The sequence below is a fragment of the Pseudomonas sp. GM78 genome, assembly GCF_000282475.1.
Classification (GTDB): domain Bacteria; phylum Pseudomonadota; class Gammaproteobacteria; order Pseudomonadales; family Pseudomonadaceae; genus Aquipseudomonas.
This window is the reverse complement of the sequence record NZ_AKJF01000069.1, coordinates 85,833-97,683: the sequence shown is the minus strand read 5'-3', so window position 1 is coordinate 97,683 and position 11,851 is coordinate 85,833. Positions and strand designations below refer to the sequence as shown.

The following is an 11,851-nucleotide window of genomic DNA, read 5'->3' as shown; positions in this document are numbered from 1 at the left end:
CGCTCAGAACGCCCGTGTCGAAACACCGGGTCATAAACGCCCATCGTGCAAACCGGCAAAGCCTACCACATAAGGTCCGTGTGGCCGACTCCCGGTGATGCAAGGCATTGCAGAGCGCTTTTCTGTGGGAGCGAGCCTGCTCGCGATTGCGGTTTTTCAGGCGCCATCCATGTTGGATGTGCTGGCCCTATCGCGAGCAGGCTCGCTCCCACAGGAGTTTCCATTAGCCGCGGGGGTGGTGCTTGGCGTGCAGGTCCTGCAAACGCGCCCGCGCGACGTGGGTGTAGATCTGGGTGGTCGACAGGTCGCTGTGGCCGAGCAGCATCTGAACCACCCGCAAGTCAGCGCCATGGTTGAGCAAATGCGTGGCAAAGGCATGGCGCAAGGTGTGCGGCGACAGCGACTTGCCGATGCCGGCGACCTTGGCCTGGTGCTTGATCCGGTGCCAGAACGTCTGGCGAGTCATCTGCTCGCCGCGCAGACTGGGGAACAACACATCGCTGGGCCGCCCGCCAAGCAACTCGCCACGACCATCGCGCAGATAGCGTTCGACCCACACAATCGCCTCCTCGCCCATCGGCACCAGCCGCTCCTTGCTGCCCTTGCCCATCACCCGCAACACGCCCTGGCGCAGGTTGACCTGCTCCAGCGTCAGGCTGATCAACTCCGTCACCCGCAGGCCACAGGCATAGAGCACTTCGAGCATGGCCCGGTCGCGCTGGCCGATGGCCTCGCTTAAATCCGGTGCTTTGAGCAAGGCTTCGACGTCAGCTTCCGACAGGGATTTAGGCAAGGGCCTGCCCAACTGTGGCATGTCCACGCGCAAGGTCGGGTCGACGGCGATCAGCTTTTCCCGCAGCAGATAGCGATAAAAGCCGCGTACACCCGAGAGAAAACGCGCCGTGGAGCGGGGTTTGTAGTTCTGCTCCAGACGCCAGGCCAGGTGATCGAGGATCAATTCGCGACCAGCATTGACCAGTTCCAGGCCCTTCTCCTGCAGCCAGCCATTGAACAGGGCCAGGTCGCTGCGATAAGCATCCCGGGTGTTGTCGGAAAGACCTTTTTCCAGCCACAGCGCGTCGAGGAATTGGTCTATCAGTGGATGATCGATAGCAGGCATGGTCGCTCTAGACACGCTGTCCCGGGACGGCGTGCGAAAAAAGGGTGAACGGAAAAATGGCCGCTAGTCTTTCATAGCCGGCTACTTCAAGGAACAGGAGCTTCAATGAACGAACAGCAAATTCTGGTGGCGATTGGCGGAATCGGAGCGGCCGCGCTGGGTTGCCAATGGCTGGCGTGGCGCCTGAAATTGCCGGCGATTCTTTTCCTGTTGCTGACCGGGATTCTGGTCGGGCCGATCCTGGGATGGCTCGACCCGCAGCTGATGTTCGGACCGCTGCTGATGCCGCTGGTGTCGCTGGCGGTGGCGCTGATTCTGTTTGAAGGCAGCCTGACGCTGCATTTGTCGGAATGGCGCGAGATCGGCAGCGTGGTGCATCGATTGGTCACTATCGGCGCGATCGCGACCTGGGTGGTCATCGCGGTCGCGACCCATTACCTGCTGGATTTTGACTGGCTGCTCGCCATTCTCTTCGGCAGCCTGACGCTGGTCACCGGCCCCACGGTGATCGTGCCGATGCTGCGCGTGGTGCGGCCAAAGGCCTCGATTGCCAACATCCTGCGCTGGGAAGGCATTGTCATCGACCCGATTGGCGCTCTGCTCGCCGTGGTGGTCTACAGCTTCATCATCGCCAGCGCGGCGGGCGAAGGCCTGAGCCACAGCCTGCTGACCTTCGGCGGTGTGATTGTGTGTGGCAGCGTGTTCGGCATAGCCGGTGGCTGGGTGCTCGGCATGATCATCCGGCGTCAATGGCTGCCAGAATACCTGCACAATTTGGCCGCGCTGGCCTCGGTGCTGGGAATTTTCATCAGCGCCAACGCCGTGATGCACGAATCCGGCCTGCTGGCCGTGACCTTGATGGGCATGTGGCTGGCCAACATGAAGGGCGTGGATGTACGGCACATCCTGCATTTCAAGGAAAACCTCAGCGTACTACTCATTTCGGGCTTGTTCATCTTGTTGGCGGCACGCCTGGACCTGAACGCCATGATCGGCCTCGGGCCGCTGGTGCTGATTCTGCTGCTGATCATCCAGTTCATCGCCCGCCCCTTGAACGTGATGCTCTCTACCGCCGGCTCGAATTTGAGCTGGCGCGAACGGGCGCTGCTGTCATGGATTGCCCCTCGCGGGATCGTCGCGGCGGCCGTGTCGGCAATTTTCGCAATTCGCCTGGATGAGGCCGGCCACCAAGGGGCCTTGCTATTGGTGCCCCTGACCTTCGCGGTGATCATTGGCACCGTGGTGCTGCAAAGTGCCACGGCGCGGCCACTGGCGCGCTTGCTCAAGGTGGCTGAACCGGCGCCCAGCGGCTTCCTGATCGTCGGTGCCAACGGTCCGGCGCGAAGCCTGGGCAAGGCCTTGCAGCAATTGGGCAGTCGCGTGCTCCTGACAGACTCGAGCTGGGAAAACATTCGGGCGGCGCGCATGGAGGGTTTACCGACGTACTTCGGCAATCCGGCTTCGCAGCATGCTGACGCGCACCTGGACCTGGTCGGGTTGGGGCATTTACTGACACTGTCGCCGTCCGGCGAGCTCAACACGCTGGCGTCGATGCGCTTTCGGCATGACTTTGGGCATCAACGCCTGTTCGGACTGGCCAGTGGCCAGGAGAGCCGACGCACCGACAAGCATCGCGCCAGCCATGAGCATCGAGGACGTTTGCTGGGCAACGAGGAATTAACCTACATCAAGCTGGCCAACCAGCTGCATCAGGGGGCTGAGTTGTACAGCACGCACCTGACCGAGGGCTTTGGCTGGGAGGATTATCAGGCGTTGCATGGCGAACGAGCGACGCTGCTGTTTGCCCGTGATGACAGTGGCTGGGTACATGTGGTGACGCCGGACAGTGCGGTCAAGCCTGCGGCGGGGTGGACGTTGCTGGCGTTGATTCAGCCGCAGGTCAGCGAAGCGGCATGAGCGAATCGCAGGCAACAAAAAAGCAGCCCGTAGGCTGCTTTTTTCTGCATCGGAAGCTGGACTTAAGCCAGTTTTTCCTTGATGCGAGCTGCTTTACCCGACAGGTCACGCAGGTAGTACAGCTTGGCTTTACGTACGTCACCGCGACGCTTGACAGCCATGCTGTCGATTTGCGGGGAGTAGGTCTGGAAAGTACGCTCTACGCCAACACCGTTGGAGATCTTACGCACGGTGAATGCACTGTTTACGCCGCGGTTACGCTTGGCGATTACAACGCCTTCGAACGCTTGCAGACGCGAACGGTCGCCTTCCTTCACTTTCACCTGAACGACAATGGTGTCGCCCGGGGCAAAGGTAGGGATCTCTTTGGTCATCTGCTCTGCTTCGAGTGCAAGGATGATTTTGTTAGTCATGCTGTGCTCCTAAGGTAAATCGTCGGATCTACCATCGATACGTTGTTAACTATCGTCCCGCTCGCGGATGTATTCCTCGAGCAGCTTCTTCTCTTCTCCAGAAAGCGAGCGGCTTTCCAGAAGATCGACGCGTCGTTCAAAGGTCCGACCAAGGGACTGCTTTAAACGCCAACGCCGGATGTGCGCGTGATTGCCACTTAGCAATACGTCGGGAACACGCTGATCCGCATACACCTCCGGTCGGGTGTAGTGCGGGCAATCCAGCAAACCATCCGTAAAGGAATCTTCCTCGGCGGAGTCCGCATGCCCTAAAGCTCCAGGCAGCAGTCGTGTAACCGCATCGATCAGGACCATCGCCGGCAGCTCGCCGCCAGACAGTACATAGTCGCCAATCGACCACTCTTCATCGACATGAGCATCAATAAAACGCTCGTCAATGCCTTCATAGCGGCCGGCAATCAGGATCAATGCATCCAGATTCGCCAACTCGCGCACCGCCGACTGAGTCAGTTGACGGCCTTGGGGGGACAGGTAAATCACCTTCGCTCCCTCCCCGGCGACTGCCTTGGCCTCAACCAGAGCATCTTCCAGGGGCTTGATCTTCATCACCATGCCCGGACCACCGCCAAAAGGGCGATCATCCACAGTGTGATGTCGATCCGTCGTGTAGTCTCGCGGATTCCAACAGGTGAGCTGCAACAGCCCCTGTTTCACCGCCCGACTGGTGATGCCGTACTCGCTGATGGCGGAGAACATCTCGGGAAACAAACTGATCACTTCTACGCGCAAGTTAGCCACGCTTAGAAATCCGCATCCCAATCCACCTTCATCTCGCCCGCGACCAGGTCGATGGCCAACACGCATTGCTCGGTATAGGGCAACAGGCGTTCGCGATCATCCAGGCTGCCAGCGCAAGGCTTGACCACCATTACATCATTCGAGCCGGTCTCCAGCAGGTGATCGATCTTCCCGAACAGTTGTCCGAGGGTGTCGATGACCTTGAGACCTTCCAGCTGGTACCAGTAGTACTCGCCGTCGGTCAGTTCAGGGAACAGGTTGCGCGGCACGCAGATCTCATAACCGGCCAGAAGACGAGCTTCTTCACGATCATCGAGACCCTTGAGCTTTGCGACCAGGAACTTGTCGTTCCCGCGTCCGCTGACCAGCTCTACCTGCTTTACATTGCCGTCACGCTTGAGCGTCCAGGTTTTGTAATCCAGCAGGTTCTTAATCGGATCAGTAAAGGAATACACCTTCACTTCGCCGCGAACGCCGTGAACAGAGTAAATCTTGCCGATAACGATCAAATCATCAGCAGCAGCTGGCGTCGCGTTCATATTGCTCAGGCCGCAGCCTTAGCAGATTCCTTCAACAACTGAGCAACGCGCTCAGAAGGTTGTGCACCAACGCTCAGCCAGTAGGCTACGCGCTCTTGGTTCACGGACAGACGAACTTCCTGACCACGAGCAACAGGGTTGAAGAAACCAACCTGTTCTTTGTGGGAACCGTCACGCGGGTTGCGGGAGTCGGTTACGGTCAGGTGGTAAAACGGGCGCTTTTTGGAGCCGCCAAGGGCAAGACGGATTGTTAGCATGTGAACATCGTTCCTGTAGTCGGTGCTGCAAATCTAAAGGCACAGCGGGCATAGGTGCCCGAAAGGCCGCATATTCTAAGGAATATCCGGACTTTTGCAAATGACTTTTTCCGGCTGCCTTTCGGCTGCCATCCAGATTTGCTATAGAGCCGTCGGTGAAAACGGCCTGTCAGCTCCCGCCAAGTGCGGGTTTGCTGGAGATCCCGCTTCCTTGCGGGTCTGCGCCGGTGCGATGACCGGTGCGGATTCTTTACATTTTGGGCATGCCGCCGCCGGGCAACATACCGCCCATGCCGCGCATCATCTTGGCCATTCCGCCTTTGGCGGAGAATTTCTTCATCATCTTCTGCATCTGCTTGTGCTGCTTGATCAAGCGACCGATGTCCTGCACCTGGGTACCGGAGCCCATGGCGATACGACGCTTGCGCGAACCGCTGATCAGCTCAGGGTCACGGCGCTCGGCCGGGGTCATGGAGTTGATGATGGCTTCCATCTGCTTGAACTGTTTCTCTGCCGCGCTCTGGGCGTTGCCCATCTGCGCCAGGTTCACACCGCCCATGTTCGGCAGCTTGTCCATGAGGCCGCCGAGGCCGCCCATGTTCTTCATCTGTTGCAGCTGGTCACGGAAGTCTTCGAGGTCGAAGCCCTTGCCCTTCTTCAGCTTCTTGGCCAGCTTGTCGGCCTTGTCCTTGTCGAGGGTCGCTTCCGCCTGCTCGATGAGGCTGAGCACGTCACCCATGCCGAGGATGCGCGAGGCGATACGCTCAGGGTGGAACGGGTCGAGCGCTTCGCTCTTCTCGCCCATACCGATGAACTTGATCGGCTTGCCGGTGATGGCACGTACCGACAGGGCGGCACCGCCACGGGCATCGCCGTCGACCTTGGTCAGGATCACACCGGTCAGTGGCAACGCATCGCCAAAGGCCTTGGCCGTGTTGGCGGCGTCCTGGCCGGTCATGGCGTCGACCACGAACAATGTTTCGACCGGGTTGATCGCGGCATGCAGCGCCTTGATCTCGCCCATCATCTCTTCATCGATGTGCAGGCGACCGGCGGTATCGACGATAACCACGTCGATGAATTTGAGTTTTGCTTCCTTAATAGCCGCTTGCGCGATCGCGACCGGCTTCTGGCTCAGGTCGGACGGAAAGAAGGTCACGCCGACTTCACCGGCGAGCATTTCCAGCTGCTTGATCGCCGCTGGACGATAAACGTCCGCGGAAACGACCATCACCGACTTTTTCTTGCGCTCTTTAAGGAAGCGCGCCAGTTTGCCGGCGGTGGTGGTTTTACCAGCACCCTGCAAACCGGCCATGAGGATGACCGCTGGCGGTACGGCGCTCAGGTTCAGGTCTTCGTTGGCCGCGCCCATCAGGCTTTCGAGTTCGGCCTGGACGATCTTCACGAAGGCCTGGCCCGGCGTCAGGCTGCGCGACACCTCGGTGCCGACAGCGCGTTCCTTGACCGAATTGACGAAGTCCTTGACCACCGGCAGGGCGACGTCGGCTTCGAGCAACGCCATGCGCACTTCGCGCAGCGTGTCTTTGATGTTGTCCTCGGTCAGCTTGGCCTTGCCGGTGACGTGGCGCAGCGTCTGCGAGAGACGGTCGGTTAAGTTTTCAAACATTGCGCGATCCTTTCAGGCCCTGTGTAGACCGGGATAATGGCGGCCCAGACCGGACTAAACATGTGCTCGGCGAGCCTGCGGCGTGGGCAGGTCGCGGATTATAGCGAAGACTGCGTCTGGCGGACACCTCGCACTTTCGTGTCGCGTGGGTTCTATGCCAAACTCAGCGCCTTTCGGGCTTGCCTAACAGGACTTATGCTCCCCTTGTCACCCAGTTTGCTTGCTACCCTCGCCGCCGCCTGCTTATACGCCGCTGCGACTTTCTATCAAGGCACTCGCCTGGCCACCGGCGCCAAGGCCAACAAGCGCCTGCTGGTTACGCTCGGCGTGCTTGCGGTGCTGGCCCACAGTGCCAGCCTTGTCACTCACCTGCTGACGCCGATTGGCCTGGGCCTGGACTTTTTCAGCGCCGCCAGCCTGATTGCCGCCGCGGTCATCGCCCTGACGCTGCTGGCCTGCTCACGAATACCGGTGGAGAACCTGCTGCTCCTGCTGTTCCCCTTGGGTGCGTTGACCGCGCTGCTGGCGCAGTTCGCCCCCGCCGGCACCGTGCAGATCATCGACGAAGCGCCCGGCATTCTCGCCCACATCCTGTTGTCGATCCTCGCCTACGGCATGTTCACCATCGCCGTGTTCCAGTCGTTGCTGCTGCTGCTCCAGGATCATCAACTCAAGCACAAGCACCCGTCGGGGCTGATCAAGAACTTCCCGCCGCTGCAAACCATGGAAAGCCTGCTGTTCGGCTTCCTCTGGGCCGGCTGGACCCTTCTGTCGCTGTCGCTAATCTCCGGCTGGCTGTTCGTCGACAACCTGTTCGCCCAGCACCTGGTGCACAAGACCTTGCTGGCCTGCCTGGCCTGGATCGTCTTCAGCGTGCTGCTCTGGGGCCGCAACCGCCTTGGCTGGCGCGGTCACAAGGCCATCCGCTGGACCCTGGCCGGTTTCTGCCTGTTGATGCTGGCGTATTTCGGCAGCAAGCTGGTTCGTGAATACATCCTGCACATCTGACGGGCGGCAATAATGGACGACTTGCCCATAGGGCCGATGCTTGCAGTAGTGGCCTTGCTGATCTTGTGGTCGGGCCTGTTCACTGCCATTGAAGCCGCGCAGCAGCACTTGCTGGCCCAGCGCACAGCCTCGCGCGCCAGCGACAAACCGCTGGCCAGGCTGAGCTTCCCCCTGGTCAGCCTGATTTTCTGCAATACCCTGTGCCGCGCCCTGGTACTGGTGATCTGCACCTTGCTGGCGATTTTCACCTGGGCCGAAAACGGCCCGTGGCTGGCGTGCCTGGGCGCGGGTGCCCTGCTGTTGATCCTGGCCGACTACCTGCCCCGCGCCCTCGCAGTTCGTCATCCGGACGCGATCCTCGCCTTGGGCAACAACTTGTTGCCCATACCCCTGAAGCTTATTTACCCGGCGGCATGGCTGCTCAACGCCATCAGCCAATTGCTGATGCGCCCGTTTGCCCGCAAAGCCAACGTCGTGCAACAGAGCGAAGACGAGCCAGTGCCGCTGCGGCACGACCCTCACGGCCATCACGAGCATGCCGTCAGCCGCCCGCACGCGCTGCCGGGCATCCATGCTCTGGACAACATCACGGTTAACGACATCCTGGTACCGCGCAGCGAAGTCGACGGGATCAACCTCGACGACCCGATCGAAGAGATCATCGAGCAACTGCGCTACAACAAGCGCACGCGCCTTCCGGTGTTCCACAGCGATATCAACCAGGTTGAAGCGGTGCTCAATACCCGGCAAATCGCCCATTTGCTCCCCGACGGCAGCCTGACCCTGGAAGCATTGCTGGCGGCCTGTCGCGAACCCTATTTCGTCCCTGAAAGCACCCCGCTTCAATTGCAACTGCTGAACTTCCACAAGCAACAGCGGCGCCTGGGCATGGTGGTCGACGAATACGGCGAGGTGCTGGGCATCGTCACCCTGGAAGATATTCTCGAAGAAATCGTCGGCGAATTCGAAAGCCAGCAAAGCCAGGACAACCCGCACATCCACCCACAGGCCGATGGCCGCCTGGTGATCGACGGCGCCGCCTCGATCCGCGACCTGAACAAGAGCCTGGGCTGGCACCTGCCCAGCGACGGCCCGAAAACCCTGAACGGCCTGGTGACCGAAGCGCTGGAAACCATCCCGGACTGTCCGGTCTGCCTGAAAATCGGCCGCTATCGGCTGGAAATTCTCGAGACCGAGGACAATCGGGTCACCCGGGTGTTGATCTGGCATACCAACCCGTCGCCCGCTGCGTTGCCCACCCGCTAGATTTGCACTTGTTGAATCGTTAGCCACCTTCCTATAATCGAGGCGCTTACCCAAGCCTCGCCGCCCCGTGCTTACCCCGCACACCGCAAGTTCCGGCCTGACCATCAGAAACGTCCGCTACAAACCGACGCCTGCTCCTACCTGGAGCGGCGACCCGCGCCTGCACCCACATCCCTGGGTAATCGACCATAATAATTCGCTCCACTGGGGCACATGACTGTCAGGGATTACCGCATGACGACCAGCACGACTTATAACGACTCCACCCCCGCACAACCGGTGAACTCCGCCACCCGCGTGGCCACCGCGAGCTTCATCGGCACGGCCATCGAGTTCTACGACTTCTATGTGTACGCCACCGCCGCCGCGCTGGTGATTGGCCCGGTGTTCTTTCCCCAGACCTCCGGCACGGCGCAGATGCTCTCGGCGTTCCTCACGTTCGGCATCGCCTTTCTTGCACGACCGCTGGGTTCGGCGTTGTTCGGCCACTTCGGCGACCGCATCGGCCGCAAATCGACCCTGGTCGCCTCCCTGCTGCTGATGGGCGTGTGCACCACGCTGATCGGCGTACTGCCGGGTTACGACAGCATCGGCGCCTGGGCACCGATCCTGCTGTGCGTGCTGCGCTTCGGCCAAGGCCTGGGACTGGGCGGCGAATGGGGCGGTGCCGCCTTGCTCGCCACGGAAAACGCGCCCAAGGGCAAGCGCGCCTGGTTCGGCATGTTCCCGCAACTGGGCCCTTCCATCGGTTTTCTCGCGGCCAACGGCCTGTTCCTGACCTTGGCCATGGCCCTGGACGATGAACAGTTCCGTGCATGGGGCTGGCGGATTCCTTTCCTGCTCAGCGCCGCGCTGGTGATGGTTGGCCTGTACGTGCGCCTCAAACTCCACGAAACACCGGTGTTCGCCAACGCCATGGCTCGCCAGGAACGGGTGAAGATCCCGCTGGTGGAGCTGTTCAGCCAATACTGGATGCCGGTATTGCTGGGGGCCGGCTCGATGGTGGTGTGCTATGCGCTGTTCTACATCTCGACCGTGTTTTCGTTGAGTTACGGCGTGGCGACGCTCGGCTACAGCCGCGAAACCTTCCTCGGCCTGCTGTGTTTCGCGGTGCTGTTCATGGCCGCTGCCACGCCACTCTCAGCCTTGGCCAGTGACCGTTACGGGCGCAAACCGGTGCTGATCGTCGGCGGCGTCCTGGCGATCCTGTCGGGCTTTCTGATGGAGCCGCTGCTGACCCAGGGTTCGACCTGGGGCGTGGCGCTGTTCCTGTGTATCGAACTGTTTCTGATGGGCGTGACCTTCGCGCCGATGGGCGCGCTGCTGCCAGAGCTGTTTCCGACCCACGTGCGATACACCGGCGCTTCGGCGGCCTACAACTTGGGCGGGATCGTCGGTGCATCGGCGGCACCGTTCTTCGCGCAGAAGCTGGTGGCGATGGGGGGATTGGGTTATGTCGGCGGGTATGTGTCGGGGGCTGCGGTGCTGAGTTTGATTGCCGTGCTGTGCCTGAAAGAGACGCGCAATAACGACCTGAATCGGGTTGCCTGAAGCAGGAGCATCGCCAGCAGGCTGGCTCCCACAGGGTTATTGGTTGGTCACAAATTTTGTGTACACCAAATTCCCATGTGGGAGCCAGCCTGCTGGCGATTGCCGCGCCTCGGTTTAGAGCTCTACAGCAACAGCCTGGGCAGCACGGGTCGCTTTGGCGCGAGCCGCTTCGATCGACTCATCCCGCGCCAATGCCACACCCATCCGACGCTGGCCATTGACTTCAGGCTTGCCGAACAGACGCAACGCCGTATCCGGCTCGCTCAACGCCGCGCCCAGGTTGGCGAATGCAGTCTGGGTCGACTGGCCTTCCACCAGGATCACCGCCGAAGCCGATGGGCCGAACTGACGGATCAACGGAATCGGCAAACCAAGGATCGCCCGCGCATGCAGGGCGAATTGCGACAGGTCCTGTGAAATCAAGGTCACCAGACCGGTGTCGTGCGGACGCGGCGACACTTCGCTGAACCACACCTGATCACCCTTGATGAACAGCTCGACGCCAAACAGGCCACGGCCACCCAAGGCCTCGGTCACCGCCTTGGCCACACGCTCCGATTCAGCCAAGGCTACCGGGCTCATGGCCTGAGGCTGCCAGCTTTCCTGGTAGTCGCCCTTCTCCTGGCGATGGCCGACCGGCGCGCAAAAGGTCGTGCCGCCAACGTGACGCACGGTCAGCAGGGTAATTTCATAATCGAAATCGATAAAACCTTCGATAATCACCCGGCCTTTACCGGCACGCCCGCCTTCCTGGGCGTAATCCCAGGCCGTCTTCACGTCATCGACGCTGCGTAGCAGGCTCTGGCCCTTGCCCGACGAACTCATGACCGGCTTGACCACGCACGGGAAACCGAGGTCTTCGACGGCCTTGCTGTAGTCCTCGAAGGTGTCGGCGAAGTGGTAAGGCGAGGTCGGCAGGTCCAGCTCTTCGGCGGCCAGGCGACGGATGCCTTCGCGGTTCATGGTCAGCTGTGCGGCCCGCGCGGTGGGGATCACGGTGAAGCCTTCGGACTCCAGCTCCACCAGGGTCGCGGTGGCGATGGCTTCGATTTCCGGCACGATGAAGTGCGGCTGCTCGGCTTCGATGACCGCGCGCAGGGCCGCGCCGTCGAGCATGTTGATCACGTGGCTGCGATGCGCCACCTGCATGGCAGGCGCATAGGCGTAGCGATCCACGGCAATCACTTCAACGCCCAGGCGTTGCAGCTCGATCACCACTTCCTTGCCCAGTTCGCCACAGCCACACATCAATACGCGGGTCGCGGTGGGCGACAATGGAGTTCCGATACGGGTCATCTCAAGTCCTCAAGCAGCGGATCATCGAGGGATGCGGCGCCTGGCGCGCTTCCCATGGG

The 11,851-nt window shown here is 60.9% G+C and carries 11 protein-coding genes; 4 read left to right on the top strand and 7 right to left on the bottom strand.

Going from position 1 to position 11,851, the window contains the following annotated elements; genetic code table 11:
* Nucleotides 1-223: 223 nt before the first annotated feature.
* A complete protein-coding gene (xerD, locus tag PMI35_RS20830) occupies nucleotides 224-1,120 on the bottom strand; it encodes a site-specific tyrosine recombinase XerD (RefSeq protein WP_008057809.1) in 897 nt (298 codons plus the stop codon).
* Nucleotides 1,121-1,225: 105 nt separating this feature from the next.
* On the opposite strand from xerD, the gene PMI35_RS20835 reads away from it, so the two are divergent.
* Nucleotides 1,226-3,037 carry a cation:proton antiporter gene (locus tag PMI35_RS20835; protein WP_008057808.1) on the top strand — a complete coding sequence of 604 codons (1,812 nt, stop codon included), beginning with the start codon at nucleotides 1,226-1,228 and terminating at the stop codon, nucleotides 3,035-3,037.
* A 62-nt stretch (nucleotides 3,038-3,099) separates the two neighbouring features.
* On the opposite strand, the gene rplS is transcribed toward PMI35_RS20835, so the two are convergent.
* The 5 genes from rplS to ffh form a co-directional block, all read right to left on the bottom strand.
* On the bottom strand, nucleotides 3,100-3,450 hold the full coding sequence (gene rplS, locus PMI35_RS20840) for a 50S ribosomal protein L19 (RefSeq protein WP_003175895.1): 351 nt from the start codon (nucleotides 3,448-3,450) through the stop codon (nucleotides 3,100-3,102).
* A 45-nt stretch (nucleotides 3,451-3,495) separates the two neighbouring features.
* Nucleotides 3,496-4,248: a tRNA (guanosine(37)-N1)-methyltransferase TrmD gene (gene trmD, locus PMI35_RS20845; protein WP_008057805.1), complete on the bottom strand. Its 753-nt coding sequence runs from the start codon at nucleotides 4,246-4,248 to the stop codon at nucleotides 3,496-3,498.
* Between the two features lie 2 nt (nucleotides 4,249-4,250).
* Nucleotides 4,251-4,787: a ribosome maturation factor RimM gene (gene rimM, locus PMI35_RS20850; protein WP_008057803.1), complete on the bottom strand. Its 537-nt coding sequence runs from the start codon at nucleotides 4,785-4,787 to the stop codon at nucleotides 4,251-4,253.
* Nucleotides 4,788-4,792: 5 nt separating this feature from the next.
* A complete protein-coding gene (gene rpsP, locus PMI35_RS20855) occupies nucleotides 4,793-5,044 on the bottom strand; it encodes a 30S ribosomal protein S16 (RefSeq protein ID WP_003198088.1) in 252 nt (83 codons plus the stop codon).
* Nucleotides 5,045-5,294: 250 nt separating this feature from the next.
* Entirely contained in the window at nucleotides 5,295-6,671 is a 1,377-nt protein-coding gene (gene ffh, locus PMI35_RS20860) for a signal recognition particle protein (RefSeq protein ID WP_008057801.1), read from the bottom strand.
* Between the two features lie 195 nt (nucleotides 6,672-6,866).
* On the opposite strand from ffh, the gene PMI35_RS20865 reads away from it, so the two are divergent.
* The 3 genes from PMI35_RS20865 to PMI35_RS20875 all read left to right on the top strand — a co-directional run bounded on the left by PMI35_RS20865 (nucleotide 6,867) and on the right by PMI35_RS20875 (nucleotide 10,496).
* On the top strand, nucleotides 6,867-7,679 hold the full coding sequence (locus tag PMI35_RS20865) for a cytochrome C assembly family protein (RefSeq protein ID WP_032831493.1): 813 nt from the start codon (nucleotides 6,867-6,869) through the stop codon (nucleotides 7,677-7,679).
* Between the two features lie 12 nt (nucleotides 7,680-7,691).
* A complete protein-coding gene (locus PMI35_RS20870; RefSeq protein WP_008057799.1) occupies nucleotides 7,692-8,945 on the top strand; it encodes a transporter associated domain-containing protein in 1,254 nt (417 codons plus the stop codon).
* A gap of 234 nt (nucleotides 8,946-9,179) precedes the next feature.
* Nucleotides 9,180-10,496, top strand: a complete 1,317-nt coding sequence (locus PMI35_RS20875; protein ID WP_008057797.1) for an MFS transporter — start codon at nucleotides 9,180-9,182, stop codon at nucleotides 10,494-10,496.
* A gap of 114 nt (nucleotides 10,497-10,610) precedes the next feature.
* On the opposite strand, the gene purT is transcribed toward PMI35_RS20875, so the two are convergent.
* Complete coding sequence (gene purT, locus PMI35_RS20880; protein ID WP_008057795.1) at nucleotides 10,611-11,792, bottom strand: formate-dependent phosphoribosylglycinamide formyltransferase; 1,182 nt, start codon at nucleotides 11,790-11,792, stop codon at nucleotides 10,611-10,613.
* Nucleotides 11,793-11,851 lie beyond the last annotated feature (59 nt).